The 25,547-nt window shown below is 73.3% G+C and carries 30 protein-coding genes; 24 read left to right on the forward strand and 6 right to left on the reverse strand.

Annotation, left to right across the window (positions count from 1 at the left end; all coding sequences use genetic code 11):
* The first annotated feature begins 2 nt into the window (after positions 1-2).
* The 6 genes from ALMP_RS30420 (at position 3) to ALMP_RS30445 (ending at position 5,939) form a co-directional block, all read left to right on the forward strand.
* Entirely contained in the window at positions 3-836 is an 834-nt protein-coding gene (locus ALMP_RS30420) for a M55 family metallopeptidase (RefSeq protein WP_264934064.1), read from the forward strand.
* Positions 829-2,133 (forward strand): M20/M25/M40 family metallo-hydrolase, encoded by a 1,305-nt coding sequence (locus tag ALMP_RS30425; RefSeq protein WP_264934066.1) that lies wholly within the window; start codon positions 829-831, stop codon positions 2,131-2,133. The genes ALMP_RS30420 and ALMP_RS30425 overlap by 8 nt, the downstream gene beginning before the upstream one ends.
* 16 nt (positions 2,134-2,149) lie before the next feature.
* A complete protein-coding gene (locus ALMP_RS30430; RefSeq protein ID WP_264934067.1) occupies positions 2,150-4,102 on the forward strand; it encodes a prolyl oligopeptidase family serine peptidase in 1,953 nt (650 codons plus the stop codon).
* Positions 4,099-5,022, forward strand: a complete 924-nt coding sequence (locus ALMP_RS30435; RefSeq protein ID WP_264934069.1) for an LD-carboxypeptidase — start codon at positions 4,099-4,101, stop codon at positions 5,020-5,022. Before ALMP_RS30430 ends, ALMP_RS30435 begins: the two co-directional genes overlap by 4 nt.
* Before the next feature lie 75 nt (positions 5,023-5,097).
* The gene (locus tag ALMP_RS30440; protein WP_264934070.1) at positions 5,098-5,349 is read left to right on the forward strand and encodes a LapA family protein; all 252 of its coding nucleotides are present in this window, start codon (positions 5,098-5,100) and stop codon (positions 5,347-5,349) included.
* Between the two features lie 20 nt (positions 5,350-5,369).
* Positions 5,370-5,939 carry a GNAT family N-acetyltransferase gene (locus ALMP_RS30445; protein ID WP_264934073.1) on the forward strand — a complete coding sequence of 190 codons (570 nt, stop codon included), beginning with the start codon at positions 5,370-5,372 and terminating at the stop codon, positions 5,937-5,939.
* Here the strand turns inward: ALMP_RS30445 and ALMP_RS30450 are convergent.
* The gene (locus ALMP_RS30450; RefSeq protein WP_264934075.1) at positions 5,893-6,255 is read right to left on the reverse strand and encodes a DUF6204 family protein; all 363 of its coding nucleotides are present in this window, start codon (positions 6,253-6,255) and stop codon (positions 5,893-5,895) included. The two genes, ALMP_RS30445 and ALMP_RS30450, sit on opposite strands and share 47 nt — an antisense overlap.
* A gap of 77 nt (positions 6,256-6,332) precedes the next feature.
* Between ALMP_RS30450 and ALMP_RS30455 the strand changes: the two genes are divergently transcribed.
* Positions 6,333-7,232: an arginase family protein gene (locus ALMP_RS30455; RefSeq protein WP_264934077.1), complete on the forward strand. Its 900-nt coding sequence runs from the start codon at positions 6,333-6,335 to the stop codon at positions 7,230-7,232.
* Positions 7,233-7,243: 11 nt separating this feature from the next.
* On the opposite strand, the gene ALMP_RS30460 is transcribed toward ALMP_RS30455, so the two are convergent.
* Positions 7,244-7,594: a VOC family protein gene (locus tag ALMP_RS30460; protein WP_264934079.1), complete on the reverse strand. Its 351-nt coding sequence runs from the start codon at positions 7,592-7,594 to the stop codon at positions 7,244-7,246.
* Positions 7,595-7,709: 115 nt separating this feature from the next.
* Here ALMP_RS30460 and ALMP_RS30465 point away from each other — a divergent pair, with 115 nt between their 5' ends.
* Together ALMP_RS30465 and ALMP_RS30470 are read left to right on the forward strand one after the other, a co-directional pair.
* Positions 7,710-8,198 carry a phage holin family protein gene (locus ALMP_RS30465; protein WP_264934080.1) on the forward strand — a complete coding sequence of 163 codons (489 nt, stop codon included), beginning with the start codon at positions 7,710-7,712 and terminating at the stop codon, positions 8,196-8,198.
* A 27-nt stretch (positions 8,199-8,225) separates the two neighbouring features.
* Positions 8,226-9,296, forward strand: coding sequence for an SDR family oxidoreductase (locus ALMP_RS30470; RefSeq protein ID WP_264934081.1), 1,071 nt, complete (start codon positions 8,226-8,228; stop codon positions 9,294-9,296).
* On the opposite strand, the gene ALMP_RS30475 is transcribed toward ALMP_RS30470, so the two are convergent.
* The gene (locus ALMP_RS30475) at positions 9,263-10,216 is read right to left on the reverse strand and encodes an LLM class F420-dependent oxidoreductase (protein ID WP_264934082.1); all 954 of its coding nucleotides are present in this window, start codon (positions 10,214-10,216) and stop codon (positions 9,263-9,265) included. The genes ALMP_RS30470 and ALMP_RS30475 overlap by 34 nt on opposite strands.
* A gap of 186 nt (positions 10,217-10,402) precedes the next feature.
* Between ALMP_RS30475 and ALMP_RS30480 the strand changes: the two genes are divergently transcribed.
* The 13 genes from ALMP_RS30480 to ALMP_RS30540 all read left to right on the forward strand — a co-directional run bounded on the left by ALMP_RS30480 (position 10,403) and on the right by ALMP_RS30540 (position 20,461).
* Positions 10,403-12,082: an NAD(P)/FAD-dependent oxidoreductase gene (locus ALMP_RS30480; RefSeq protein WP_264934083.1), complete on the forward strand. Its 1,680-nt coding sequence runs from the start codon at positions 10,403-10,405 to the stop codon at positions 12,080-12,082.
* A gap of 4 nt (positions 12,083-12,086) precedes the next feature.
* The gene (locus tag ALMP_RS30485) at positions 12,087-13,934 is read left to right on the forward strand and encodes a transketolase (protein WP_264934084.1); all 1,848 of its coding nucleotides are present in this window, start codon (positions 12,087-12,089) and stop codon (positions 13,932-13,934) included.
* A complete protein-coding gene (gene ligD / locus ALMP_RS30490; RefSeq protein ID WP_264934085.1) occupies positions 13,931-14,857 on the forward strand; it encodes a non-homologous end-joining DNA ligase in 927 nt (308 codons plus the stop codon). The genes ALMP_RS30485 and ligD overlap by 4 nt, the downstream gene beginning before the upstream one ends.
* Before the next feature lie 105 nt (positions 14,858-14,962).
* Positions 14,963-15,301, forward strand: coding sequence for a gas vesicle protein (locus tag ALMP_RS30495; RefSeq protein WP_264934086.1), 339 nt, complete (start codon positions 14,963-14,965; stop codon positions 15,299-15,301).
* Between the two features lie 94 nt (positions 15,302-15,395).
* Entirely contained in the window at positions 15,396-15,827 is a 432-nt protein-coding gene (locus ALMP_RS30500) for a gas vesicle structural protein GvpA (RefSeq protein WP_264934087.1), read from the forward strand.
* Entirely contained in the window at positions 15,824-16,594 is a 771-nt protein-coding gene (locus tag ALMP_RS30505) for a GvpL/GvpF family gas vesicle protein (protein WP_264934089.1), read from the forward strand. Before ALMP_RS30500 ends, ALMP_RS30505 begins: the two co-directional genes overlap by 4 nt.
* Positions 16,595-16,621: 27 nt before the next feature.
* Positions 16,622-16,885, forward strand: a complete 264-nt coding sequence (locus ALMP_RS30510) for a gas vesicle protein GvpG (protein WP_264934091.1) — start codon at positions 16,622-16,624, stop codon at positions 16,883-16,885.
* A 5-nt stretch (positions 16,886-16,890) separates the two neighbouring features.
* Positions 16,891-17,574, forward strand: coding sequence for a DNA primase (locus ALMP_RS30515; protein ID WP_375803551.1), 684 nt, complete (start codon positions 16,891-16,893; stop codon positions 17,572-17,574).
* Entirely contained in the window at positions 17,571-18,809 is a 1,239-nt protein-coding gene (locus ALMP_RS30520; RefSeq protein WP_264934094.1) for an SRPBCC family protein, read from the forward strand. Before ALMP_RS30515 ends, ALMP_RS30520 begins: the two co-directional genes overlap by 4 nt.
* Positions 18,806-19,141 carry a gas vesicle protein gene (locus tag ALMP_RS30525; protein ID WP_264934095.1) on the forward strand — a complete coding sequence of 112 codons (336 nt, stop codon included), beginning with the start codon at positions 18,806-18,808 and terminating at the stop codon, positions 19,139-19,141. Before ALMP_RS30520 ends, ALMP_RS30525 begins: the two co-directional genes overlap by 4 nt.
* A complete protein-coding gene (locus ALMP_RS30530) occupies positions 19,138-19,977 on the forward strand; it encodes a GvpL/GvpF family gas vesicle protein (RefSeq protein ID WP_264934097.1) in 840 nt (279 codons plus the stop codon). The genes ALMP_RS30525 and ALMP_RS30530 overlap by 4 nt, the downstream gene beginning before the upstream one ends.
* Positions 19,974-20,162, forward strand: a complete 189-nt coding sequence (locus ALMP_RS30535; protein ID WP_264934099.1) for a gas vesicle protein — start codon at positions 19,974-19,976, stop codon at positions 20,160-20,162. Before ALMP_RS30530 ends, ALMP_RS30535 begins: the two co-directional genes overlap by 4 nt.
* A complete protein-coding gene (locus tag ALMP_RS30540; RefSeq protein ID WP_264934100.1) occupies positions 20,159-20,461 on the forward strand; it encodes a gas vesicle protein K in 303 nt (100 codons plus the stop codon). The genes ALMP_RS30535 and ALMP_RS30540 overlap by 4 nt, the downstream gene beginning before the upstream one ends.
* A 2-nt stretch (positions 20,462-20,463) precedes the next feature.
* Here the strand turns inward: ALMP_RS30540 and ALMP_RS30545 are convergent, their stop codons facing one another.
* The 3 genes from ALMP_RS30545 to ALMP_RS30555 all read right to left on the reverse strand — a co-directional run bounded on the left by ALMP_RS30545 (position 20,464) and on the right by ALMP_RS30555 (position 23,153).
* Positions 20,464-20,634, reverse strand: a complete 171-nt coding sequence (locus ALMP_RS30545; RefSeq protein WP_264934101.1) for a hydrophobic protein — start codon at positions 20,632-20,634, stop codon at positions 20,464-20,466.
* 53 nt (positions 20,635-20,687) lie between these two features.
* Positions 20,688-21,509 (reverse strand): class I SAM-dependent methyltransferase, encoded by an 822-nt coding sequence (locus ALMP_RS30550; protein WP_264934102.1) that lies wholly within the window; start codon positions 21,507-21,509, stop codon positions 20,688-20,690.
* A gap of 156 nt (positions 21,510-21,665) precedes the next feature.
* Complete coding sequence (locus tag ALMP_RS30555) at positions 21,666-23,153, reverse strand: bifunctional phosphatase PAP2/diacylglycerol kinase family protein (protein WP_264934103.1); 1,488 nt, start codon at positions 23,151-23,153, stop codon at positions 21,666-21,668.
* Between the two features lie 65 nt (positions 23,154-23,218).
* Between ALMP_RS30555 and ALMP_RS30560 the strand changes: the two genes are divergently transcribed.
* Complete coding sequence (locus ALMP_RS30560; protein ID WP_264934105.1) at positions 23,219-23,866, forward strand: histidine phosphatase family protein; 648 nt, start codon at positions 23,219-23,221, stop codon at positions 23,864-23,866.
* A 42-nt stretch (positions 23,867-23,908) separates the two neighbouring features.
* A complete protein-coding gene (locus ALMP_RS30565; protein ID WP_264934107.1) occupies positions 23,909-25,528 on the forward strand; it encodes an ABC-F family ATP-binding cassette domain-containing protein in 1,620 nt (539 codons plus the stop codon).
* Positions 25,529-25,547: the final 19 nt, after the last annotated feature.

Genomic DNA, 25,547 nt, shown 5'->3' on the forward strand with positions numbered 1-25,547 from the left:
CCATGAAAATCCTCATCAGCGCCGACATGGAGGGCGCCACCGGGGTGACCTGGCCGGCGGACGTGCTGCCGGGGACACCGCAGTGGGAGCGGTGCCGGGCGATGTTCACCTCGGACGTCAACGCCGCCGTGCTCGGGTTCTTCGACGGGGGCGCCGACGAGGTACTGATCAACGAGGCCCACTGGACCATGCGCAACCTGCTGCTCGAACGGCTCGACGAGCGGGCGCGCCTGCTCACCGGGCGGCACAAGTCGCTGTCCATGGTGGAGGGCGTCCAGCACGGCGACGTCGACGGCATCGCGTTCGTCGGCTATCACGCGGGGGCCGGGGAGGAGGGCGTCCTCGCCCACACCTACCTCGCCAACTCCATCACCGGGGTGTGGCTGGACGGCGTACGGGCCAGCGAGGGGCTGCTCAACGCGCGTGTCGTCGCCGAGTACGGAGTGCCGGTGGTGCTGGTGACCGGGGACGACGTGGCCTGCGAGGACGCGCTCGGATACGCGCCTGAGGCGCTGAAGGTGGCCGTCAAGGACCATGTGTCGCGGTACGCGGCCGTGTGCCGGACCCCGGCCCGCACCGCCGCCGACATCCGGGCGGCGGCCGCAGCGGCCACCCGGCTGGCGGTCCGCCAGGAACCGGTGCACGCCGGGCCGTTCACCGTCACCGTGGAGTTCGACGCCGAGCACCTGGCGATGGCCGCGACCCTCGTGCCCGGCGTGGCCCGCGTCGGTGAGCGCAGGGCCGGCTACACCAGCGGCACCATGTACGAGGGCATTCGCACGTTCAAGGCCGTCACGACCGTCGTCGCGGCGGCGGTGGAGGAGCAGTATGGCTGACGCGCAGGCGAGGGACGAGGTCGTGCGGTTCACCTCGGACCTCATCCGGATCGACACCACCAACCGGGGCGGCGGGGACTGCCGGGAGCGGCCCGCCGCCGAGTACGCCGCCGAACTGCTCGCCGGGGCGGGCCTGGAGCCGACCCTCGTGGAGCGCACGCCGGGCCGGACCAACGTCGTCGCCCGGATCGAGGGCACCGACCCGGCCGCGGACGCGCTGCTCCTGCACGGTCACCTGGACGTCGTGCCGGCCGAGGCCGCGGACTGGAGCGTGCACCCCTTCTCGGGCGAGGTGCGCGACGGGGTGGTGTGGGGGCGCGGCGCGGTCGACATGAAGAACATGGACGCGATGATCCTCGCCGTGGTGCGCTCCTGGGCCCGGCAGGGGCTGCGGCCCCGGCGCGACCTCGTCGTCGCGTTCACCGCCGACGAGGAGGCCAGCGCGGTGGACGGGGCCGGCTTCCTCGCCGACCGGCATCCGCACCTCTTCGAGGGCTGCACGGAGGCCGTCGGCGAGTCCGGCGCGTTCACCTTCCACGACGGCGCCGGACGGCAGATCTACCCGATCGCCGCCGGGGAACGCGGCACCGGCTGGATCAAGCTGACCGCGCGCGGGCGGGCCGGGCACGGCTCCAAGGTCAACCGGGAGAACGCGGTGACCCGTCTCGCCGGAGCGATCGCCCGCATCGGGGAGCACGAGTGGCCGCTGCGGCTGACGCCGACCGTGCGGGCCGCGCTCACCGAACTCGCCGCGCTGTACGGCATCGAGACCGGCCTCGACGACGTGGACGCGCTGCTGGACAAGCTCGGACCGGCCGCCCGGCTGGTGGAGTCGACCGTCCGCAACAGCGCCAACCCGACCATGCTGGAGGCTGGTTACAAGGTCAACGTGATCCCCGGGGAGGCCGTCGCGTACGTCGACGGCCGGTATCTCGCGGGCTGCGAGGAGGAGTTCCGCGCGACCCTCGACGAACTCGTCGGACCGGACGTGCAGTGGGAGTTCGCCCACCGCGAGGTCGCCCTCCAGGCACCCGTGGAGTCACCGACCTACCGCCGGATGCGGGCCGCGGTCGAGGAGTTCGCGCCCGAGGGGCACGTGGTGCCGTACTGCATGTCGGGCGGTACGGACGCCAAGCAGTTCTCGCGGCTCGGGATCACCGGCTACGGCTTCGCGCCGCTGAAGCTGCCCGAGGGCTACGACTACCAGGCCCTCTTCCACGGCGTCGACGAACGTGTCCCGGTGGAGGCCCTCCACTTCGGCGTCGACGTCCTCGACCGCTTCCTGCGCACGGCCTAGGCGAGCGGGGACGAGCGTGCGCATCCTGCCCCACGGGTCCTGGCCCTCACCCCTCGACGCCCGCCTCGCCGCCGCGCACGACGGGCGTCCGGAGTACGTCGGCTTCGTCGGTGACGAGATCTGGTGGACCGAGCCCCGCCCGGCGGAGGACGGCCGGCGCACCCTCGTGCGGCGCCGCGCGGACGGCACCGAGGAGTCCGTCCTGCCCGCCCCCTGGAACGTGCGCAGCCGCGTCCTCGAGTACGGCGGACAGCCCTGGGCGGGCGCGGTGCACGCGGGGCGGGCCGTCGTGGTGTTCGCGCACTTCGCCGACCAGCGGCTGTACCTCTGGGAGCCCGGCGGCGAACCCCGACCGCTCACCCCGGTCTCACCGGTGGGCGGCGGGCTGCGCTGGGCGGAACCCCGGCTGCTGCTCGACCGGGGTGAGGTGTGGTGCGTCATGGAGGAGTTCACCGGGGACGGGCCCACCGATGTGCGCCGGGTGCTGGCCGCCGTCCCGCTGGACGGCTCGGCCCGCCGGGACCGGCACGCGGTGCGTGAACTCACCGACGAACGGCGGCGGTTCGTCACCGGGGCGCGGCTCTCGCCGGACGGCCGGCGGGCCGCCTGGCTGGCCTGGGACCACCCCCGCATGCCGTGGGACGGCACGGAGGTGGTCGTCGCCGAGGTGGGCGCCGACGGCACGCTCGGCGGGGCACGGACGGTGGCCGGCGGGCCGGACGAGTCGATCGCCCAGGTCGACTGGTCGGCCGACGGCCGTCTGCTGTACGCGAGCGACCGCACGGGCTGGTGGAACCTGTACCGCGACCACCGGCCGGTCTGCCCGCGCGAGGAGGAGTTCGGCGGGCCGCTGTGGAAGCTCGGGCTGCGCTGGTTCGCCCCGCTGGCGGACGGCCTCGTCGCCGTCGTGCACGGCCGGGGCGCCGCCGCGCTCGGCATCCTCGACCCGGACAGCGGCGCGGTCGTCGACGTGGCCGGACCATGGACCGAGTTCACGCCCACCCTCGCCGTGCTGGGCGACCGGGTCGTCGCCGTCGGGGCGAGCCCGCGCAGCGCCCACGAGGTGGTCGAAGTGGACACCGCGACCGGCCACGCCCGGGTGATCGGCGCCGCGCACCACGACACCGTGGACCCGGCGTACTACCCGGAGCCGCAGATCCGCACCTTCACCGGGCCCGACGGCCGCCCGGTCCACGGGCACGTCTACCCGCCCCACAACCCCGGCTGCGTCGCCCCCGGCGCCGAGCTGCCGCCGTACGTCGTCCGGGCGCACGGCGGGCCCACCGACCGGGCGCCGCTCGTGCTGGACCTGGAGATCGCCTACCTCACCTCCCGGGGCATCGGGGTCGTCGAGGTCGACTACGGCGGGTCGACCGGGTACGGCCGCGCGTACCGCGACCGGCTGCGCGAGCAGTGGGGCGTGGTCGACGTCGAGGACTGCGCGGCCGTCGCCCTCGCCCTCGCCGACGAGGGCACCGCCGACCGCGACCGGCTGGCGATCCGCGGCGGCAGCGCCGGCGGCTGGACCGCCGCCGCCTCCCTCGCCGGCACCGACGTCTACGCCTGCGGCACGATCGCCTACCCCGTCCTGGACCCGGTGGCCTGGGCGACGGGCGGCACCCACGACTTCGAGTCCCGCTACCTCGACACCCTCGTCGGACCGCTCGCCGAGGTGCCCGCCCGGTACGCGCAGCGTTCCCCCGTCGAGCACGCCGACCGCATCACCGTGCCGATCCTGCTGCTCCAGGGCCTGGACGACGTGATCTGCCCGCCCGTCCAGGCCGAACGCCTCCTCGCCCGGCTCGCGGGCCGCGGGGTGCCGCACGCCCACCTCGTCTTCGAGGGGGAGGGGCACGGGTTCCGGCGGGCACACACCGTGCGGCGCGCGCTGGAGGCCGAGCTCTCCCTGTACGCTCAGGTGTTCGGGCTGCGTCCGCCCGGCATCCCGACGTTGGAGCTCACGCGGTGAACGACCTTCTGCGGCCCGCCCGCCTCGCCCCCGGCGCCCGCGTCGCCGTCGTCGCGCCCAGCGGACCCGTGGCGGAGGAGCGGCTCGCGGCCGGAGTGGACATCCTGCGCGGCTGGGACCTCGACCCGGTCGTCGCCCCCCACGTCCTGGACCGGCACCGGGAGCTGGGACACCTCGCGGGCACCGACGCCGACCGGGCCGCCGACCTCCAGCGTGCCTGGTGCGACCCGGCCGTCGACGCCGTGCTGTGCGCGCGGGGCGGATACGGCGCCCAGCGCGTGGTCGACCTGCTCGACTGGGAGGCGATGCGGGCCGCCGGGCCGAAGGTGTTCATCGGCTTCAGCGACGCGACCGCCCTGCACGAGGCGTTCGCCGTCCGCCTCGGCCTGGTCACGTTGTACGGGCCGGTGGCCGCCGGCGTCGACTTCGTCAAGAGCGCCCGCGCGCAGGAACACCTCAAGGCCACCCTGTTCGCCCCGGAGACCGTCCGCACCCTCACCTCCGCGGTCACCCCGCTCGCCCCGGGCCGGGCGCGGGGCGTCACCCTCGGCGGCTGCCTGGCCCTCCTGGCCACCGGCTACGGCACCCCGCACACCCGCTCCGGCGCCCGCGGCGGGCTGCTCCTGCTGGAGGACGTGGGGGAGCAGCCGTACAGCGTCGACCGGGCGCTCACCCAGCTGCTGCGCACCGGCTGGCTCGACGGGGTCGCGGGGATCGCGCTCGGCTCCTGGGACCGGTGCGGCTCCTACGAGGAGCTGCGGCCGGTGTTCGCCGACCGGCTCGGCGGGCTCGGTGTGCCCGTCGTCGAGGAACTCGGCTTCGGGCACTGCGAGGGCGCGCTGACCGTGCCGTTCGGGGTGGGCGCCGAACTGGACGCGGACGCGGGCACGCTCACCCTGGACGCGCCCGCCCTGCGATGACCTGCGGGCGGCGTGCCCGCCACCGGGAGGGCGCCCCGCCGTGCGGGCCGGCCGTCGCGGTCCCACCCTGGAGGTATGAGCCGGAAGACCTCGGAACGCGGCCGCAGGGCGGGAGGCGGACGGCTGGTGTGGACGCCCGCCCGGATCGGGGTGCTGACGCTCGCCGTCCTCACCCTGATCTTCGTCTTCGAGAACACCAGCAGCACGGAGATCAGACTGCTGATCCCCGTGGTGACGATGCCGCTGTGGGCGGCGCTGCTCGCCACCGGCCTCATCGGCGCACTGTGCGGGGCGTACGCCGCCTACCTCCGCAGACGGCGCCACTGACCCGGTCGTACCCTGGGCCGATGCCGCACACCGCGTCCCGCTACCTCGCCGAGGGCCCCCGCGTGGGCATACGCCACTTCACCTACGCGGACGGGGCCGAGTTCACCGCACGGGTCCGGGAGAGCAAGGACCTGCACCACCCGTGGCTGTTCCCGCCGGCCACCGCCCAGGCGTACACCGCGTACGCGGGCCGGCTGATCGAGGACCCCACGAAGGCCGGGTTCCTCGTCTGCACCAAGGACGACGGGGCCATCGCCGGCTTCATCAACATCAACAACATCGTCGAGGGCGGCTTCCAGTGCGGAGCCCTCGGCTACGGCGCCTTCGCGCACGCCGCCGGGCGCGGACTGATGCGCGAGGGACTCGACCTCGTCGTCGGGCACGCGTTCGGGCCGATGCGGCTGCACCGGCTGGAGATCAACGTCCAGCCACTGAACGCCGCCTCGATCGCCCTCGCCCGCGCCTGCGGATTCCGACTGGAGGGCTTCTCCCCGAAGATGATCTACATCGACGGGGCGTGGCGGGACCACGAACGGTGGGCGATCACCGCCGAGACGCGGCCCCGGCGCGCTTCCCGCCCTTCCGGTTGATCTTCATGGTGTCGAGGTCCGTGACCGTCGAGCGCAGCCCCGTGAAGCCGTAGCCCAGCTCCCGCAGCCGCGTCTCGGCGCGGTCCTCGGCGAGCGCGCCCGCCATCTCCGGACCGTCCGCCGCGTCCGACACCACCACATAGCGCATCGAGAAGTGGTTCAGCGGCGGCTCGTAGGACAGCGTGCCGTCCTCGGTGAACCGCATGCCGCTCAGGCCGTGGTCGCCGGCCTCCGCGAGCAGCCGGGCGCGGGCCTCGTCGGTGAGACCGTCCCAGGTGCCCCGGACGATCACCCGGTAGGTGTGCTGCTCGCTCACGTGCGCTCCTTCTGCCGCTCGCCGCTCGCCGCGGAACTCGGTGGACTGTCGACCATACGTCGGAGAGGATGCGGCGCATGCGGAATTTCGTCGTGCTGGACGCCCCCTCCAACCTGGGGCTGCGGCCCCCCGCCCCCGGCACCGTGCCGGGCTGCTACAAGCTCGCCGGCGCCCTGCGCGAGCAGCGGATCGTGCGGCGGCTCGGCGCCGCAGAGGGCGGGGTCGTCGTCCCGCCGCGCTACGACCGCGGCGACTGGCGGGAGGGCGACGGCGTCTTCAACGCGGCCGCCCTCGCCACGTACACCCGCAAGCTCGCCGACCGTATCGAGCGGCATGTGCGCGCCGGTGACTTCCCCGTCGTCCTCGGCGGGGACTGTTCCATCCAGCTCGGCGCCTCCCTCGCGTTGCGCCGCATCGGCCGCTACGGTCTGGCCGCGGTCGACGCCTCGCACGACTTCCGCCATCCGGGCAACTCCGACCACGTCGGCGCGGCGGGCGGCGAGGAGGTCGCCCTGGCCACCGGGCGCGGACAGGAGGACCTGACGAACCTGGAGGGCCTCAGGCCCTATCTGCGCGACGAGGACGTGCGGTTCTTCGGCATCCGCGACTGCTTCGAGGAGGACTCCGCCGAACTCGCCGCGTTGAAGATCCCCGTCGTGACGGTCGGACAGCTGCGCGAGTGGGGCCCGGACACCCTCGCCCGGGCCACCGTACAGGCCTTCGAGATCCCCCAACTGGACGGTTTCTGGGTGCACTTGGACGCCGACGTGCTCGACCCCGACGTCATGCCCGCCGTCGACAGCCCCGACCCGGACGGCCTTCAGCCCGACGAACTCGTCGCCCTGCTGAGGCCGCTGCTCGCCTCCCCGCACTGCGCGGGCCTCAACGTCACCATCTACGACCCCGACCTGGACCCGGACGGCACGGCGGGCGCCCTGCTGACCGACGTGGTCGTGGCCGCCCTCGGCCGCTCCTGACGGGCGCCGGCTCAGGCCCCGCGGCGGTCCACGTACTCGTAGACGGAACCGTCCGGATGGCGGGCGATCAGGTTGCGGCCCACCGGGGTGGCAACGGGGCCGGCGACGACGTCCGCGCCCAGCTCGGTCAGCGTCTTGTACGCCTCGTCCACGTCCGTGACGGCGATCGTCGCCGTGACCTTGCGCAGCACCTCCAGCTCCGCCTCCGGCCCGCTCATCAGCAGGAAGCAGCCGACCGCCGCCACCTGCACCCCGGCCCGCTCGAACCGCAGCGCCGGGGTGCCGGCCAGCCGCTCGTAGAAGGGGACCGCGGCTTCCAGATCGTCGACGCAGACACGCAGCGTGGCTCCCAGGATGTCCATGCGCCGAGCCTAGCCAAGGCGGCTCCGCGTCGGAGATCCCTTCACGTGATCCCCTGATCCCCCGGCCGGCGGCCCGCCCCCGTTACGCCGCCGTCACGCCGGGTACCCGACGCCCATGGAGCGCATGGATCACCTGGAGCATCTGGACAAGCACCTGGTCGACGAGCTGGCGCAGGTGGCACGCGAGACCATCCGCGAGGAACTGCGCGAGCAGACCCGCAAGCAGCGCCGGACGGCCATGCTGTACGCCGCGTCCGGCGCGCTCGCCCTGTACGCGGGCGGCGCCGTCGCGCTCGCCGTGGGCCTGGCACTCGGCAACGGACTGCCGGACTGGGTCGCCGCACTGATCACCGCCGCGATCCTCGGCGTGCTGGCGTACCTGCTGCGCGGCGCCGCCCGGCCGCACCGGCACCCCGCCCACCACGACGTGCCCGCACCGCCCGGCCGGGTCGTCGGCGGGACCCCGCCCGCCGGTCCGCCCGGCGGCCTCGGACTGCCGTACCCGCCGATGCCGCCGACCGCGCCCGGCGCGGGCGTGCCGGAGGCCCAGGCGGCGCCGCGTCCCGACGACATCGACCCCGAGTCGCCGCACCACCGGGCGTGATGCGCGGTGCGGACGCCTTGGCGGCCGATGGCCGAAGGACGCAGGGCCGTCGTGGTGACCGGGGCCAGCGGGGGCGTGGGGCGGGCCGCGGCCCGGGCCTTCGCCGCCCGCGGCGACCGGGTCGCGCTGCTGGCGCGGGGCCGCGAGGGCCTCGCCGCGGCGGCGGACGAGGTGCAGCGCGCCGGCGGTGAGGCGCTCGTGGTGAGCGTCGACATGTCCGACGCCAAGGCGGTCGAGGACGCGGCACAGCAGGTCGCCGACGCCTTCGGCCGCATCGACGTATGGGTCAACAACGCCTTCGCGGGCGTCTTCGCCCCCTTCACGGAGATCACCCCCGACGAGTTCCGGCGGGTGACCGAAGTGACGTACCTGGGGTATGTGTTCGGCACCCGCGCCGCGCTGCGGCACATGCTGCCGAGGAACCGCGGCACGATCGTGCAGGTAGGCTCCGCGCTCGCCTATCGCGGGGTGCCGCTCCAGTCGGCGTACTGCGGGGCCAAGCACGCGATCCAGGGGTTCAACGAGTCGCTGCGCTGCGAGCTGCTGCACTCCCGCAGCCGGGTGCGGACCACGATGGTGCAGCTGCCCGCCGTCAACACGCCCCAGTTCGACTGGGTGCTGAGCCGGATGCCGGGGCAGGCACGGCCGGTGGCGCCCGTGTACCAGCCCGAGGTGGCGGCCCGGGCGATCGTGCACGCCGCCGGGCACGCGCGGCGGCGCGAGTACTGGGTGGGGGGTTCGACGGCGGCCGCGCTGATCGCCAACGCGGTGGCCCCCGGCTTCCTCGACCGGTATCTGGCCCGGACCGGCTTCGACTCCCAGCAGGAGCAGCCGACGAGGGACGAGCACCGGGGAGGCCCGGGCAATCTGTGGAGTCCCGCGGACGGCCCCCACGGACACGACCACGGGGCGCACGGCCGCTTCGACGACGAGGCCGTGGCACACAGCCCCCAGGAGTGGGCCTCACGCAACCGGAGCCGGATGGGTACGGGGCTGCTGGCCGCCGGGCTCGGCGCCGCGGTGACCGCCGGACTGCGCCGGCGGACCCGCGGCACACGGCGCTCTCAAGGGAGTTGGGGCAGCACCTTCGTGCGGTAGAAGTCGAAGAAGCCGCGCTGGTCGGGGCCGATCTGGTTGACGTAGATCCGGTCGAAGCCCGCGTCGGCGAACGCCTTCAGGGCGGCGACGTGCTCGTCCACGTCGTCGCCGCACACCGTGTTCTCCCGCACCATCTCCTCGGTGACCAGCGGCGCGAGCTGCTCGAAGTGGCTCGGCGTGGGCAGGATCTGGCCCATCTCGCCGGGCAGCAGCTGGTTCGGCCACAGCCGACGGACCGTGCGCACCGCCTCCTCCCGGTCCGCGCCGTAACAGACCTTGGTGCCGCCGCTGACCGGCTTGGAGCCACCGCCGCCCTTGCGGAACTGCTCCACCATCGGCTCCTCGGGCATCATCGTGATGTAGCCGTCGCCGACCCGGGAGGCCAGCGCCGTCGCCTTGGGGCCGAAGCCGGAGATGTCGATCGGCACGGGCTCGTCGGGGACGGTGTAGAGGCGGGCGTTCTCCACCGTGTAGTGGGTGCCGTAGTGGCTGACCTCCTCGCCCGTGAACAGACGGCGCATCACCTGGATCGCCTCCTCCAGCATCTCCAGCCGCACGTGCGCGGGCGGCCAGGGGCCGCCGAGGATGTGCTCGTTGAGCGCCTCGCCCGAGCCGACGCCGAGCCGGAAACGGCCGTTGGTCATCACCGCGCTCGTCGCGGCGGCCTGTGCCACGACCGCGGGGTGCGTCCGCACCGTCGGGCAGGTCACCGCCGTCTCGATGGGCAGCGACACCGCCTCCGACAGCGCGCCGATCACCGACCACACGAACGGGCTCTGGCCCTGCGCGTCGTTCCACGGGTGGAAGTGGTCGGAGATCCACAGCGCCGTGAATCCGGCCTGCTCGGCCATCCTGGCCTGCTCGACGAGATCCGCGGGGCCGAACTCCTCGCAGGACAGGAAGTAGCCGTACTCGGGCATGGGGTACCTCCGCTGGGTGTGCGGCGGGTGGGTCGGTCGCCGTCCGGGTACCCGGCGGCCGGGTGGGAAACCGGCACCGCCCGGCCCGCCGGACGTTTGACGGCCCTGGCCAGGGGGACGCGGAAAGCCTCGTACGACTCCCCGCGGCCCCGAGGGCGCGGGGACCCCCATTCGGAGGCGCGCACCGTGAGTCGACCCCGCATCGTGATCGTCGGAGCCGGTTTCGCCGGGTACCGGACGGCCCGCACCCTGGCGCGGGCGGCCCGGGGCCGGGCCGACATCACCCTGCTCAACCCCACCGACTACTTCCTGTACCTGCCGCTGCTGCCCCAGGTGGCCGCCGGCATCCTCGAACCGCGCCGGGTGACCGTCTCCCTGACCGGCACCCTGCCGGACGTACGGCTGGTGCTCGGCGAGGCCGGCCAGGTGGACCTCGACGCCCGCACCGTGCACTACACCGGCCCCGAGGGCGAACCGGGCACCCTGGCCTACGACCGGCTGGTGCTCGCCGCCGGCAGCGTCAACAAGCTGCTGCCGATCCCCGGGGTCGCCGAGCACGCGCACGGCTTCCGCGGCCTGTCCGAGGCGCTCTACCTGCGCGACCACGTCACCCGCCAGATGGAGCTGGCGGCCACCGCCGACAACGCCGAGGAATGCGCCGCGCGCTGTACGTTCGTGGTGGTCGGCGCCGGTTACACCGGCACCGAAGTCGCCGCGCACGGGCAGTTGTTCACCGACGCGCTGGTGCGCTCCCACCCCCTGCGCAAGGGCATGCGGCCGCGCTGGCTGCTCCTCGACGTCGCCGAGCGCGTCCTGCCCGAACTGGACGAACGGCTCTCGCGCACCGCCGACGAAGCGCTGCGCGGGCGGGGTGTCGAGGTGCGCATGGGGACCTCGGTGAAGGAGGCCACCCGCGACGGAGTCCTGCTCACCGACGGCGAGTTCGTCGACACCCGCACCCTGGTGTGGTGCGTGGGCGTACGGCCCGATCCGCTCGCCGAGTCCCTCGGACTGCCCCTGGAACGCGGCCGGCTGCTCGTCGAGCCCACGCTCCAGGTGCCGGGCAGGCCCGAGGTGTTCGCGTGCGGGGACGCCGCGGCCGTGCCCGACCTGGAGAAGCCCGGCGCGTACACGCCGATGACGGCGCAGCACGCCTGGCGGCAGGGCAAGGTCGCCGGGCACAACATCGCCGCCTCCCTGACCGGGCGGGAGCTGCGGCCCTACCGGCACAAGGACATGGGGTTCGTCGTGGACCTCGGCGGCGTCAAGGCCGCCGCCAACCCGCTCGGCGTGCACCTCTCCGGTGCGGCGGCCGGCGCGGTCACCCGCGGCTACCACCTCGCCGCCATGCCCGGCAACCGGGTGCGGGTCGCCGCCGACTGGCTGCTGGACGCCGTACTGCCGCGCCAGGCCGTGCAGTTGGGGCTCGTGCGGTCCTGGTCGGTGCCGTTGGACACGGCTTCCCCGGAGCTGGCCCGGGTGCCGGGCGGCCGCGAGCCCGCCGCGGCGGCCTCCGGATCCGGGGCGGCTGCCGGAGCGGGTGTCTTGCCGGAGGTGCCCGGCGGGGGCCGTGCGCAGACGCACGGGCCGTCCGGTGCCCAGGTGCACGGCGGGGCCCGTGAGGGCGACGACACCCAGACGATCACCGCTCCGACGCCGGACATCGCGAAGAACCAACCCGGCCCCGAGCCGGCGAAGAACCAGCCCGGCCCGGAGGCCGCGAAGAATCAGCCGGGGCCGGAGGCCGCGAAGAACCAGCCCGGCTCCGAGCCGGCGAAGAATCAGCCGGGCCCCGGGCGTGCCGAGGAGCGGCCCGCCCCCGGTCCGGTCAAGCGGTCCGAAGAACCTGCGGAAGGAGAGCAGTAACCCGATGGACACCGCCGAACTCACTGACCTCGGACAGCAGTTGCGCGTGGACAGCGTCCGTGCCTCCGCCGCCGCGGGATCCGGGCACCCGACCTCGTCGATGTCCGCCGCGGACCTGATGGCCGTGCTGCTGGCGAACCACCTCCGCTACGACTTCGACCGCCCCGCCCACCCGGGCAACGACCGTTTCGTCCTCTCCAAGGGCCACGCCTCCCCGCTGCTGTACGCGGCCTACAAGGCGGCCGGCGCCGTCGACGACGAGGAACTGCTCACCTTCCGCAAGCTCGGCAGCCGACTGGAGGGGCACCCGACCCCGCAGCGGCTGCCGTGGGTGGAGACCGCCACCGGCTCGCTCGGGCAGGGGCTCCCGGTGGGCGTCGGCATCGCGCTGGCCGCCGACCGGCTGGACCGCTCCGAGGCCCGGGTGTGGGTGCTGTGCGGGGACAGCGAGCTCGCCGAGGGCTCGGTGTGGGAGGCCGCCGAGCACGCCGGCCACGAGCACCTCGACAACCTCGTCGCGATCGTCGACGTCAACCGGCTCGGCCAGCGCGGTCCGACCCGGCACGGCCACGACCTCGACGCCTACGCCCGCCGCTTCCAGGCCTTCGGCTGGCACACCGTCGAGGTGGACGGCCACGACGTCGACGCGATCGACCGGGCGTACGGCGAGGCCGAGTCGACCAAGGGCCAGCCCACCGCGATCCTCGCCCGCACCCTGAAGGGCAAGGGCGTCGAGTCCGTCCAGGACCGCGAGGGCCTGCACGGCAAGCCGCTGCCGGAGGCCGACGAGGCGATCCAGGAACTCGGCGGGATCCGTGACCTGAGCGTCGAGGTGCACGAGCCGGCCCCGGCCCGCGTGCTGCACTCCGTGCCGGCCGGCCGTCTCGACCTGCCCCGCTGGGAGAGCGGCGAGGAGGTCGCCACCCGTGACGCGTTCGGCCGGGCGCTGGCCGCGCTCGGCGGCGCCCGCGCCGACGTCGTCGCCCTCGACGGGGAGGTCGGCGACTCCACCCGCACCGAGTTCTTCGCCAAGGAACACCCCGACCGCTTCTTCGAGTGCTACATCGCCGAGCAGCAGCTGGTCGCCGCCTCGGTGGGGATGGCGGCGCGCGGCCGGGTGCCGTACGCCTCCACCTTCGCGGCCTTCCTGACCCGCGCCTACGACTTCGTGCGCATGGCCTCCATCAGCGGGGCCGCGATCAACCTGGTCGGCTCGCACGCCGGGGTCGCCATCGGACAGGACGGGCCCTCGCAGATGGGCCTGGAGGACCTGGCGATGATGCGGGCCGTGCACGGTTCGACCGTGCTGTACCCGTGCGACGCGAACCAGACGGCACGGCTGACGGCCGCCATGGCCGATCTCGACGGCATCCGCTACCTGCGCACCTCGCGCGGCGCCTCGCCGGTGATCTACGGCCCCGACGAGGACTTCCCGGTGGGCGGCAGCAAGGTGCTGCGCTCGTCCGACGGGGACCGGCTCACCCTCGTCGCGGCCGGCGTCACCGTCCACGAGGCACTGAAGGCCGCCGACGCACTGGCCGGCGAGGGCATCTCCGTACGGGTCGTCGACCTGTACTCGGTCAAGCCCGTCGACAAGGAGTGTCTGCGGCGGGCCGCCGAGGAGACCGGCTGTCTGGTGACCGTGGAGGACCACCACGAGGAGGGCGGTCTCGGGGACGCCGTCCTGGACGCCTTCGTCGACGGCCGGCCCGTGCCCCGCCTGGTGCGGCTGGCCGTGCGGACCATGCCGGGCTCGGCGAGCCCCGAGGAGCAGCTGCACGCGGCCGGCATCGACGCCGAGTCGATCGCGGTCTCCGCCCGGCTGCTGGTGGAGACGGCGGTCGTACCGTGAGCGGTGCGGACGTCCGCCGGGTGCGGGCCGGCCGCCGGACCGTCGAGGTGCACCGGCCGGACAAGGTGCTCCTCCCCGGCGACGGCACCGGCAAGGACCGCACCAAGGCCGACCTCGTCGCGTACTACCGGTCGGTCGCCGCGTTCATGCTGCCGCACCTGCGCGGACGTCCGCTGATGCTGGAGCGCCACCCCGACGGCCCGGACGGGCCCCGGTTCATGCAGAAGAACACCCCCGAGCACTACCCGGAGTGGATCAGGCGGGTGGAGGTGCCCAAGGAGGACGGCACCGTCCGCCACACCGTGTGCGACGACTCCGCCACCCTCGCCTTCCTCGCCGACCAGGCCTGCCTCACCCTGCACCGCTGGCTGTCGCGGGCCGACCGGATCGACCACCCGGACCTGATGGTCTTCGACCTCGACCCGGGCGGTGACGATTTCACGCCCGTCCGTGACGCGGCCCGGTGGCTGGGCGAGCTGCTGGACGAGCTGCGGCTGCCGTCGGCCCTGATGACGACCGGCTCGCGCGGACTGCACGTCGTCGTCCCTCTCGACGGGCGCCACCACGTCGACGAGGTGCGCGCCTTCGCCCGGGACGCCGCCGACCTGCTCGCCGCCGAACATCCCGACCGGCTCACCACCGCCGCCCGCAAGAAGGACCGCGGCGAGCGGCTCTACCTGGACGTGCAGCGCAACGGCTACGCGCAGACCGCGGTCGCCCCCTACACCGTCCGAGCCCGGCCCGGCGCGCCCGTCGCCGTGCCCGTCAGCTGGGCACAGCTCGACGATCCCGAGCTCGGGCCGCGTCGCTGGACCATCGCCGACGCCGTCGAGCAGGCCCGTACCGGGCCGTGGTCGGACCTGCCGCGCCGGGGCCGCGCGCTCGGGCCCGCCCGGCGCCGCCTCGACGCACTGCGTGGCTGATACACATACCGCCGGTGTGCAGGCTCTGGGGACCTGTGACGGTGCCGCATGCCCTCGTGAAGGTTTGGCCAAGGACCTTCCGGCCACCCGGAAGGAGAGGTGGCCATGTCGAACACAAAAAGCACATCTGATCCCCAGACTTCACACGACGGCCGGAAAGGCGAGGGCGACATGCCGAGCCCTATGGAGGTGCTGCGTCAGGCGCGCGCCCAGTTGTCCGAGCTGACCGGCATGACCGCCGAGAGCGTCTCGTCCTTCGAGCAGACGGAGGACGGCTGGTCCCTGGAGGTGGAGGTCCTCGAACTGGAGCGGGTGCCCGACACCATGAGCCTGATGGCGAGCTACCAGGTCGAACTCGACCCCGAGGGGCAGCTCACCGGCTACCGCCGCGTCCGCCGCTACGAACGCGGGCGGGCCGACGCCCACCGGCCCGGCGGGCGCTAGCCGGCTCAGGGCCACACTCCAAAAGGGCACCGTCCACATCATTCGCCAGATCACCCGGCAGACATCACCCGTCAGACAAGGAGGTGCGGTCGGCATGACCGTAGTCCCGGCACAGCAGTCCGGTGGCGGAGGCGGCTCCAGCGGCCTCTACGACGTCCTGGAGCTCGTACTCGACAGGGGGCTCGTCATCGACGCGTTCGTGCGGGTCTCCCTGGTCGGTATAGAGATCCTGAAGATCGACGTGCGTGTCGTCGTGGCCAGCGTCGACACGTATCTGCGCTTCGCCGAGGCGTGCAACCGACTCGACCTGGAGGCCGGCCCGCGCAAGAGCCCGGGGCTGCCCGACGTCGTGGGCGAGATCACCGAGTCCGGCGCGCGCGGCAAGTCCAAGGGGGCGCTGTCCGGCGCCGCCGAGACCGTCTCCGACGCCTTCAAGCAGGCCCGTGACGAGGCCTCCGGCGAGACGGAGTCCCGGCCGCGGCCCCGCAAGTCCACGGCCTCGCGCCGGAAGGAGGAGCAGGAGTGAGCACGTACGTCTACGGCATCACCGCGAGCTCGCATCCGGCCCTCCCCGAAGACATGGGCGGTGTGGGCGAGCCGCCCATGCCGGTGCGGGTGCTGAAGGAGGGCGACCTGGCGGCGATCGTCAGCGACGCACCGGAGAACCTGCGCCCCAAGCGCAAGGACCTGCTGGCGCACCAGAACGTCCTCGCCGAGGCGGGCGCGGCGGGCTGTGTGCTGCCCATGCGGTTCGGCAGCGTCGCCCCCGACGACAAGTCCGTCACCGGTGTGCTCGCCGAGCGCGCCGAGCACTACGCCGAGCGGCTGCGAGCCCTGGACGGCAAGGTCGAGTACAACGTCAAGGCCACCCACGTCGAGGAGGCCGTGCTGCACCAGGTCATGGCCGAGAGCCCCGAACTGCGAGCGCTCGCCGAGGCCAACCGGCAGGCCGGCGGCGGCACCTACGAGCAGCGGTTGCAACTCGGCGAGATGGTGGCGGCGACGGTCAAGGCCCGCGAGGCGCAGGACGCGACGGAGATCCAGCAGGCCCTGGAGCCGCTGGCCGCCGCCGTCAGCGTGGGCCCCGAGTCCACGGGCTGGCTGGCCAATGTGTCGTTCCTGGTAGCCCGGGACACGGCCGGGGACTTCATCGCCGCGGCGGAGGGACTGCGCGAGAACCGCCCGTACCTCGATGTGCGGGTCAACGGGCCGCTGCCGCCGTACAGCTTCGTCGAGCCCGGCCCGGCCCAGCCCGCGGGCACGGTCGGTGAGGCGGCCGGCGCGGGCGAGTAGCGGACCACTGAGCGGAGGAGCAGGGAGATGGGCCTGATCACGGAAGTACTGCTGCTGCCGTTCGCACCGGTGCGCGGCAGCGCGTGGGTGATCGAACAGGTCCTCCACGAGGCCGAACGGATCTACTACGACCCCTCAGCGGTCCGGGCCGAACTCTCCCGGCTCGAGGAGCGGCTGGAGGCCGGAGAGATCACCGAGGAGGAATTCGACCAGGCGGAGGACGAACTTCTCGACCGGCTGGAGATCGCCCTGCGCCGCGGCGCGGGAACGGACGACGGGACAGCACGATGAACCGGATGGGACTGGGCCTCGCGGTAGGGGCCGGGTACGTCCTCGGACGTACCAAGAAGATGAAGCTGGCCTTCGCGCTCGGCTCGCTGGCGGCGGGCAAGCGCGCGGGTGTGAGCCCGCGGGCGCTGACGGACCTGGTGTCCCGGCAGCTGAAGGAGAACCCGCAGCTCAAGGAGGTCGGGGGCCAGCTCCGGGAGGATCTGCGCGGGGTCGGCAAGGCGGCCTCGGGAGCCATGGTGGAGCGACAGCTCGACGCGCTCGCCGACCGGCTGCACGGCCGTACGGCGCAGGTCCGCGACCGGCTCGAGGGCACCGCCGATCAGGCGGACGAGGCCGGCGACGAGGACCGTCGCGAAGGCCGGGAGAGCCGGGAGGAGGGCCAGGGGGAGGGCCGGGAGGAAAGCCAGGACGAGGCCCGTGAGGAGGCTCGCGGCGAGGACCGCGGCGAGGACCGCGACGAGGAATCGCCGCAGGGACAGAAGACCGCGGCAGGCAAGGCGCCGGGGAAGCAGGCCGCCAAGAAGGCCCCCGGGAAGAAGGCCCCCGCCGGGAAGGCGCCCGCGAGGAAGGCGGCCTCGGGCCGTGCGGCGGCCGCGAAGAAGGCCGCGGCCTCCGGCCGGTCGGCGGCCGCGGCGGCGCGTCGCACGACGGCCCGCGCCGGAGGAACGAAGGGAGGCGGTGAGCGATGACCGAGGCACTCGGAACGGCGACATCGGCGGTGTCTTCGGCGGGCAAGGCGGCCGGCGGGACGGCGGGCAAGGCGGCCGGGGGCAACCCGCTCGCCGGTGTGGCGCAGAGCGAGGCCGCCGACCGGCTGAAGGCGGAGGTGCAGGAGTACCTCGGCGCCCAGGCCCAGCGCGTGCTGGTCGGCGTCGGCCGCAAGCTCGGCGAGACCACCGCGAGACTGAACGACATCGCCGAGGGCAAGAGCCCCGGTTTCGCCAAGCTGGCCCTGGACGGCGGCCGCAAGCTGGCCGACGGCAAGAGCCCGCTGCGCACCGCGCTGGAGCTGGGCGCCTCACGCGCCAAGGACAGCGTGACCGGCGCCCTGCACAACCTCACCGGCGGCAAGGACAAGGGCAAGCGCAAGGGACGCGCGGGCGCCAAGCCCACGGTCATCATGGAGCACGTCGACGTCGGCGTGCCGCTGCGCACGGCCTACGACCAGTGGACCCAGTACCAGGACTTCAGCACCTTCGCCAAGGGCGTCAAGAGCGCGAGCCGCGACGACGACACCCACACCGACTGGCAGCTGAAGGTCTTCTGGTCCAACCGCAGCTGGAAGGCGCACACCACCGAGCAGATACCGGACGATCGCATCTCCTGGACGTCGGAGGGCGCCAAGGGCACGACGAAGGGCGTCGTCTCCTTCCACCGCCTCGCCGACAACCTCACCCGCGTCCTGCTGGTCATCGAGTACTACCCCCAGGGGCTGTTCGAGAAGACCGGCAACCTGTGGCGCGCCCAGGGCCGCCGCGCCCGCCTCGACCTGAAGAACTACGTCCGCTTCATCACCCTCAAGGGAGAGGCCGAGGACGGCTGGCGCGGCGAGATCCAAGACGGCGAGGTCGTCCGCTCCCACGAGGACGCGCTGGCCGAGGAGAGCGACGAGGACGAGGCCCCCGAGGGCCGTGAGGATCAGGAAGACGAAGACCAGGAAGCGCAGGAGGGCCGGGAAGAGTACGAGGACGAGGGCGAGCCGGGGGAGGACGAGGAGCCCGAGGCCGAGTACGAGGAGGCCGAAGACGAGTACGACGAGGAGGACGAGGCCGAGCCGGAGGAGGACGAGGAGGCCGAAGGCGAGTACGACGAGGAGGACGAGGAAGAGGACGAGGCCCCTGAGGCCGAGTACGAGGAGGGCGGCCAGTACGACGAGGCCGACGAGGGCGACGAGACCGACAAGGGCGACGGGAGCCGGCGATGACCATGCCGAGCCGGATGCCGGAGCCGTACGGCCAGAGTAGCGGCGCCAATCTCGCGGACATCCTGGAACGCGTCCTCGACAAGGGCATCGTCATCGCCGGCGACATCCGGATCAATCTGCTCGACATCGAACTGCTCACCGTCAAGCTCCGCCTCATCGTCGCCTCCGTCGACAAGGCCAAGGAGATGGGCATCGACTGGTGGGAGGACGACCCCGAGTTGTCCTCCCGGGCCCGCCGCAACCAACTCGCCCGTGAGAACGCCGAGTTGCGTGAGCGGCTGGCGAGGCTGGAGGAACTGGAACCGCGCCCCGCCAGGGAGGAGTCCCCATGACCGGACTGCGGTACGTCTACGCCGTGTGCCGGCCCTTCGGCACGCCGCTTCAGTCCCAACTCACGGGCGTCGCGGGCGATCCGCCGAGGATGCTGCACCACCACGGCCTCGTGGCCGTCCTCAGCCATGTGCCCGCGAAGGACTTCGACGAGGCGCCGCTGCGCGCCCACCTGGAGGACCTGGACTGGCTCACCGAGACCGCCCGGGCCCACCAGCAGGTCGTCGACGCGCTCACGGCGGTCACCACTCCGCTGCCGCTGCGGCTCGGCACCGTCTTCCGGGACGACAGCGGGGTGCGCGTGATGATGGAGGAACGCGAGGAGGACTTCCGGCGCACCCTGGAGCGGTTGCAGGGGCGCGTCGAATGGGGCGTGAAGGTCTACATCGAGCCCGAGGCGGAGACGGCCGGGGCACGGGAGACCGCCGTACCGGCCACGTCCCCGGCGGCCGGCTCGGGCCGGGACTACCTGCGGCAGCGGAGCATGAAGGCAAAGGCGCAGGAGGACAGCTGGCAGCGGGCGGAGCGGTTCGCCGGGCGGCTGCACTCGCTGCTGTCCGCGCACGCGGACGCCTCCCGGCTGCACGCGCCGCAGAATTCCGCGCTGTCCCGGGCCGCCGGACAGAACGTGCTGAACGCCGCCTATCTGGTGCCCCGCGGGGAGTCCGAGGAATTCGTGGAAATCGTGGACCGTACGAAGGGTGAAGAACCCGGGATACGCGTAGAACTCACCGGCCCGTGGGCCGCCTATTCGTTCGTGGAATCCGATGAAACGTTCGCGGAAACCGATGAAACAAAGGATTCCGGGACTTCCGTGGAATCCGAGGAGGGCGTATGACCGTCGTCGAGCGCCGTGAGGTCGCCCTCGTGGACCTCCTCGACCGGCTGCTGGCCGGCGGGGTCGTCATCACGGGGGACATCACGCTGCGGATCGCGGACGTCGACCTGGTCCGCATCGACCTGAACGCCCTGATCAGTTCCGTCAACAAGAATGTCCCGTCGCCCTGGGGGGAGCTGGTGTGACGACCCCGCCCAACCGTCCGACCCCGCGGGGCCGGCTCGACCTGGAGCCCGACACCGTCGAGCGCGATCTGGTGAAGCTCGTCCTCACGGTGGTGGAACTCCTGCGCCAGCTGATGGAACGGCAGGCGCTGCGCCGCTTCGACCAGGGGGATCTCAGCGAGGAGCAGGAGGAGCGGATCGGGCTGACCCTGATGCTGCTCGACGACCGCATGACCGAGCTGCGGGAGCGCTACGGACTGCGGCCCGAGGACCTCAATCTGGACCTCGGGCCGCTGGGACCGTTGCTACCCCGTGAGTGATCTCACCACCTGTACCAGCGGCCCCTGCCTCCCGCCGCGGTGGTGCCGCGCATCAGGAATCCCAGCAGCCATACGACGAGAACGGCCAGCGCGATCCACCACAGCAGTTTGACGGCGAATCCGGCACCGAAAAGAAGCAGCGCCAACAACAGAACGAGCAGGATGGGAACCATAGTGTGAACCTCCTGCTTTTAGGGTTTCCCGGAATACGCGAATCAGACGTGCTTCAGACATCCTTTCGGCACAGAATCTCTCCGTGCAGAACAGCGAACCAGCCGTCCTCCCGCCGCCCCCATTCCCGCCAGGCCTCCGACACGGCCCGCAGCCGTTCCTCGGTGGCGTGCCCGCCCCGCGTGGCGCGGTCGGCGTACGCCGAGGCCAGGGTGCGGTCGGCCCACAGGGCGCTCCACCACTGCCGTTCCTCGGGAGTGCTGAAGGTCCAGGTGGCAGAGGTCGCGGTGATGTCCGTGAAACCGGCGGCCAGCGCCCAGGATTTCAACCGGCGTCCCGCGTCCGGCTCGCCGCCGTTGGCGCGGGCCACCCGGTGGTAGAGGTCCAGCCAGTCGTCCAGGCCGGGTGACGCCGGATACCAGGTCATGGCGGCGTAGTCGGCGTCGCGGACGGCGACGAGTCCGCCGGGCCGGGTGACCCGCCGCATCTCGCGCAGTGCCCGCACCGGGTCGCCGACGTGCTGGAGCACCTGGTGGGCGTGGACCACGCAGAAGGTGTCGTCGGGGAAGTCCAGGGCGTGTACGTCGCCGACCGCGAAGTCGGTGTTGGTCAGGCCTCGTTGGCCGGCGGTGGCCCGCGCCCGCTCCAGGATGCCCGGCGCGCGGTCGACGCCGGTGACGTGCCCCTCGGGGACCAGGGCGGCGAGGTCGGCGGTGATGGTGCCCGGCCCGCAGCCGATGTCCAGGATCCGCATCTGGGGTTTCAGCGAACCGAGCAGGTAGGCCGCGGAGTTGGCGGCGGTCCGCCAGGTGTGCGACCGCAGCACCGACTCGTGGTGCCCGTGCGTGTAGACGGCGGTCTCCCGCGCTTCCGGCATGGCTGTGCCCCTTCCCGACGGACCGGCCCCCGGGCGTGCGCAGGCGTACCCGGGGCGATACGCGTCACCGTACGCGGGCAGCCGTATGTTGAGACAGTTCGTCCTGGCATATGGACTGACGGTGTGTCAGCCAATGGTTCCCGGAGTGTCGGGCCGTCACATGCTGGGACGGTAGACCGTCAGCGCCTGCGGCAGCTTCTCCAGCGTCACGTCCCCTTCGACGTCGGTGACCTCGCCGTCGTGCGCGAGAAGCGTGCCGGGGGCGACGCCCGACAGGTGCAGACGGTTCACCTGCACGGCCGCGTGGGCGGGGGAGCGGGTGAGCGGGCCCGCGAGGGCCGCGGCGAGCAGACGCAGGGCGGGCCTGCGGCCGCCATGTACCACCCGTACGTCGAGCCGGCCGTCGGCCAGGTCGACCCGGCGGCCCGGGGCGAGGCCCATCCGGTGGTAGGTGCCGTTCCCGGCGAACAGCAGCCACAAGGGGTGGGGCCGGCCGCTCATCTCGACCTCCAGCGGATGCCGGTCCGCGCGCAGCACCCGCAGGGCCGCGAGCATGCCGGCCGGCCAGCCGCCGATCCGGGGCGACCACTGGTCCCGGGTGCGCACCAGCTCCGGGTAGACGCCCAGGCTGCACGTGTTGAGGAACACGCCCTGCCGTGACCCGCAGACGAACCGTCCGACGTCGACGCGCACCGCCGCGCCCTCGCGCACCGCCCGGGCCGACGCGCGGACGTCCTCCACGCCCAGGTCGTGGGCGAAGTGGTTGAGCGTGCCGCCGGGCACGACGGCGAGCGGCAGCCCGTGGCGCAGGGCGACCTCGGCGGCCGTGTTCACCGTGCCGTCGCCGCCGCACACCGCGAGGGCCCGGGCGCCGGCCGCCGCCTGCTCCGCCATGGCCCGCACCTCGCCCGGCCCGCACTCCACGATCCGCGCGCGGGGCAGTTCGTCGTGCAGGGCCCGGATCCGGTCGGCGGTGCCGGCCGCGGAGTTGGCCACCACGACCAGGCCCTCCCCGTCGGGCAGCGCCGGCGCCTCGGTGCGCGGCCGCGCGGGCGGTACGGCCCCCGCGCGCGTCGGCACCAGGGCCCGTACGGCGAACGCGGCGCCCGCGCCCAGGGCGGCGCCCGCGAGGACGTCGCTCGGGAAGTGGACGCCCGTGTAGACGCGGGACATGGCCACCGAGAACGCGACCGGTGCCACCGCCGCGCCCCACGCCGGCGACTCCAGGGCGACCCCGGCCGCGAAGGCCGCCGCCGACGCGGAGTGGCCGGACGGGAAGGACGTGGTGATCGGCTGCCGCCTGAGCTGCCGCACCAGCGGCACCGGATCCAGCACGGGCCGGGGGCGGCGCACCGAGCGCTTGCCGAGGGTGTTGATCGTCAGCGAGGCCAGGCTCAGCGAGGCGATGCCGCGGGCGGCGGCCCGGCGGGCCCTGGGGGTGCGGCTCGCCGCGATCGCGGCGGCCGTCGCGAACCACAGCACGCCGTGGTCGGCGCTGCGGCTCAGGCGTGGCAGGACCCGCTCGGCACCGGGCCAGCGACGTTCGGCGGCGAACTCGAACAGACGGCAGTCGAGGGCGAGCAGCCGGTCGCGCAAGGGGTGGCGGCCGGGCCGGGGGGCGGTCAGATCGACATCGGGACTCATGGCCTTGCGGGTACCCTGCGGTGGCCGTTTCCCGCGCGGGACGATTCACGACACCGGAGGCCCGTATGCGTCTGATCCTCGTCCGCCACGGTGAGACCCCCACCAACGTGGAACACCTGCTGGACACCGCCGTCCCGGGGCCGGGGCTGACCGCGCTCGGCGAGCGGCAGGCCGCCGCGCTGCCCGACGCCCTCGCCGGCGAGGACATCGACGCCCTGTACGCCTCCACCCTCGTCCGCACCCAGCTCACGGCCGCCCCGCTGGCCGCCGCGCGCGGTCTGGAGGTGCGGGTCCGCGACGGCGTCCGGGAGATCACCGCCGGCGACCTGGAGATGCTGCCCGGCGAGTCCGAGCGCGGCAGGCTGTATGTGCGCACCGTCTTCGCCTGGGCGGCCGGGGACACGGAACTGCGCATGCCCGGCGGCGAGAACGGCACCGAGTTCCTCGCCCGCTACGACGCGGTGGTCGCCGAGGCCGCCGGGAGCGGCGCCGGGAGCGTCGCCGTGGTCAGCCACGGTGCCGCGATCCGCGTCTGGTCGGCGGCCCGTGCCCACAACGTCGACGTGTCCTTCGCCGCCGCCCACCGCCTCGCCAACACCGGCACGGTGGTCCTGGAGGGGTCTCCGGCGGACGGCTGGAAGGCCCTGTCGTGGGCGGGCGCGACGGTGAGTCCCGCGGGCGAGGGCGGACCGGCGGGGGAACCGGTCGGATAACGGTTTGCCGCGCCTCGCGGGCCGCCCGCACAATGCCTGACCATGGGACATCTGGAAGCCGCGCACCTCGAGTACTACCTCCCCGACGGGAGGGCGTTGCTCGGCGACGTGTCCTTCAGGGTCGGGGAAGGCGCCGTCGTCGCTCTGGTCGGACCCAACGGGGCCGGCAAGACGACGCTGCTGCGACTGATCTCCGGCGAGCTGAAGCCGCACGGCGGCACCGTCACCGTCAGCGGCGGCCTCGGCGTGATGCGCCAGTTCGTGGGCTCCGTGCGCGACGAGACGACCGTGCGCGACCTGCTCGTGTCGGTGGCACCGCCCCGCGTCCGCGAGGCCGCGCGGGCCGTCGACCGGGCCGAGCACGCCATCATGACCGTCGACGACGAGGCCGCCCAGATGCGGTACGCGCAGGCCCTCGCCGACTGGGCCGAGGCGCGCGGGTACGAGGCGGAGACCCTGTGGGACATGTGCACCACGGCCGCGCTCGGCGTGCCGTACGAGAAGGCTCAGTGGCGGCAGGTGCGCACCCTCTCCGGCGGCGAGCAGAAGCGGCTGGTCCTGGAGGCCCTGCTGCGCGGCACCGACGAGGTGCTGCTGCTCGACGAGCCCGACAACTACCTCGACGTCCCGGGCAAACGGTGGCTGGAGGAGCGGCTCGAGGAGACCCGCAAGACGGTCCTGTTCGTCTCCCACGACCGTGAACTCCTCTCCCGCGCCGCCCAGAAGATCGTCTCGGTGGAGCCCGGCCCGGCCGGCGCCGACGCCTGGGTGCACGGCGGCGGCTTCGCCACCTACCACGAGGCCCGCCGTGAACGCTTCGCGCGCTTCGAGGAGTTGCGCAGACGCTGGGACGAGAAGCACGCGCAGCTGAAGAAGCTGGTGCTGAACCTCCGTCAGGCCGCGTCCATCAGCCATGAGATGGCCTCCCGGTACCACGCCGCGCAGACCCGGTTGCGCAAGTTCGAGGAGGCGGGCCCGCCGCCCGAGCCGCCGCGCGAGCAGGACATCACCATGCGCCTCAAGGGAGGCCGTACCGGCGTAAGGGCCGTCACCTGCGAGCGACTGGAGCTGACCGGCCTGATGAAGCCCTTCGACCTGGAGGTCTTCTACGGCGAACGCGTCGCCGTCCTCGGCTCCAACGGCTCGGGCAAGTCGCACTTCCTGCGGCTGCTCGCCGGCGAGGACGTGGCCCACACGGGGGAGTGGAGGCTCGGCGCGCGCGTCGTGCCCGGCCACTTCGCGCAGACCCACGCCCATCCCGAGCTGCACGGGCGCACCCTGCTCGACATCCTGTGGAAGGAACACTCCCAGGACCGGGGCGCGGCCATGTCCCGGCTGCGCCGCTACGAGCTGACCCAGCAGGCCGAGCAGACCTTCGACCGGCTCTCGGGCGGACAGCAGGCCCGCTTCCAGATCCTGCTGCTGGAGCTGGAGGGCGTCACCGCCCTGCTGCTCGACGAGCCCACCGACAACCTCGACCTGGAGTCCGCGGAAGCCCTTCAGGAGGGCCTGGAGGCCTTCGACGGCACGGTCCTCGCCGTCACCCACGACCGCTGGTTCGCCCGCTCCTTCGACCGCTTCCTGGTCTTCGGCAGCGACGGCCGGGTCCGGGAGACCCCGGAACCGGTGTGGGACGAGCGGCGCGTGGAGCGGGCGCGGTAGAACCGGGCGCCCTGGCGCG

It is taken from the genome of Streptomyces sp. A012304, from assembly GCF_026008495.1.
Lineage (GTDB): Bacteria > Actinomycetota > Actinomycetes > Streptomycetales > Streptomycetaceae > Streptomyces.

Coding starts and splice junctions, on each gene's coding strand:
- ALMP_RS30420 (WP_264934064.1), top strand. CDS start 3: ATGAAAATCCTCATCAGCGCCGACATGGAGGGCGCCACCGGGGTGACC.
- ALMP_RS30425 (WP_264934066.1), top strand. CDS start 829: ATGGCTGACGCGCAGGCGAGGGACGAGGTCGTGCGGTTCACCTCGGAC.
- ALMP_RS30440 (WP_264934070.1), top strand. CDS start 5,098: ATGAGCCGGAAGACCTCGGAACGCGGCCGCAGGGCGGGAGGCGGACGG.
- ALMP_RS30445 (WP_264934073.1), top strand. CDS start 5,370: ATGCCGCACACCGCGTCCCGCTACCTCGCCGAGGGCCCCCGCGTGGGC.
- ALMP_RS30455 (WP_264934077.1), top strand. CDS start 6,333: ATGCGGAATTTCGTCGTGCTGGACGCCCCCTCCAACCTGGGGCTGCGG.
- ALMP_RS30460 (WP_264934079.1), bottom strand. CDS start 7,594: ATGGACATCCTGGGAGCCACGCTGCGTGTCTGCGTCGACGATCTGGAA.
- ALMP_RS30465 (WP_264934080.1), top strand. CDS start 7,710: ATGGAGCGCATGGATCACCTGGAGCATCTGGACAAGCACCTGGTCGAC.
- ALMP_RS30470 (WP_264934081.1), top strand. CDS start 8,226: ATGGCCGAAGGACGCAGGGCCGTCGTGGTGACCGGGGCCAGCGGGGGC.
- ALMP_RS30475 (WP_264934082.1), bottom strand. CDS start 10,216: ATGCCCGAGTACGGCTACTTCCTGTCCTGCGAGGAGTTCGGCCCCGCG.
- ALMP_RS30485 (WP_264934084.1), top strand. CDS start 12,087: ATGGACACCGCCGAACTCACTGACCTCGGACAGCAGTTGCGCGTGGAC.
- ALMP_RS30495 (WP_264934086.1), top strand. CDS start 14,963: ATGTCGAACACAAAAAGCACATCTGATCCCCAGACTTCACACGACGGC.
- ALMP_RS30500 (WP_264934087.1), top strand. CDS start 15,396: ATGACCGTAGTCCCGGCACAGCAGTCCGGTGGCGGAGGCGGCTCCAGC.
- ALMP_RS30510 (WP_264934091.1), top strand. CDS start 16,622: ATGGGCCTGATCACGGAAGTACTGCTGCTGCCGTTCGCACCGGTGCGC.
- ALMP_RS30515 (WP_375803551.1), top strand. CDS start 16,891: ATGGGACTGGGCCTCGCGGTAGGGGCCGGGTACGTCCTCGGACGTACC.
- ALMP_RS30520 (WP_264934094.1), top strand. CDS start 17,571: ATGACCGAGGCACTCGGAACGGCGACATCGGCGGTGTCTTCGGCGGGC.
- ALMP_RS30525 (WP_264934095.1), top strand. CDS start 18,806: ATGACCATGCCGAGCCGGATGCCGGAGCCGTACGGCCAGAGTAGCGGC.
- ALMP_RS30530 (WP_264934097.1), top strand. CDS start 19,138: ATGACCGGACTGCGGTACGTCTACGCCGTGTGCCGGCCCTTCGGCACG.
- ALMP_RS30535 (WP_264934099.1), top strand. CDS start 19,974: ATGACCGTCGTCGAGCGCCGTGAGGTCGCCCTCGTGGACCTCCTCGAC.
- ALMP_RS30545 (WP_264934101.1), bottom strand. CDS start 20,634: ATGGTTCCCATCCTGCTCGTTCTGTTGTTGGCGCTGCTTCTTTTCGGT.
- ALMP_RS30550 (WP_264934102.1), bottom strand. CDS start 21,509: ATGCCGGAAGCGCGGGAGACCGCCGTCTACACGCACGGGCACCACGAG.
- ALMP_RS30555 (WP_264934103.1), bottom strand. CDS start 23,153: ATGAGTCCCGATGTCGATCTGACCGCCCCCCGGCCCGGCCGCCACCCC.
- ALMP_RS30560 (WP_264934105.1), top strand. CDS start 23,219: ATGCGTCTGATCCTCGTCCGCCACGGTGAGACCCCCACCAACGTGGAA.
- ALMP_RS30565 (WP_264934107.1), top strand. CDS start 23,909: ATGGGACATCTGGAAGCCGCGCACCTCGAGTACTACCTCCCCGACGGG.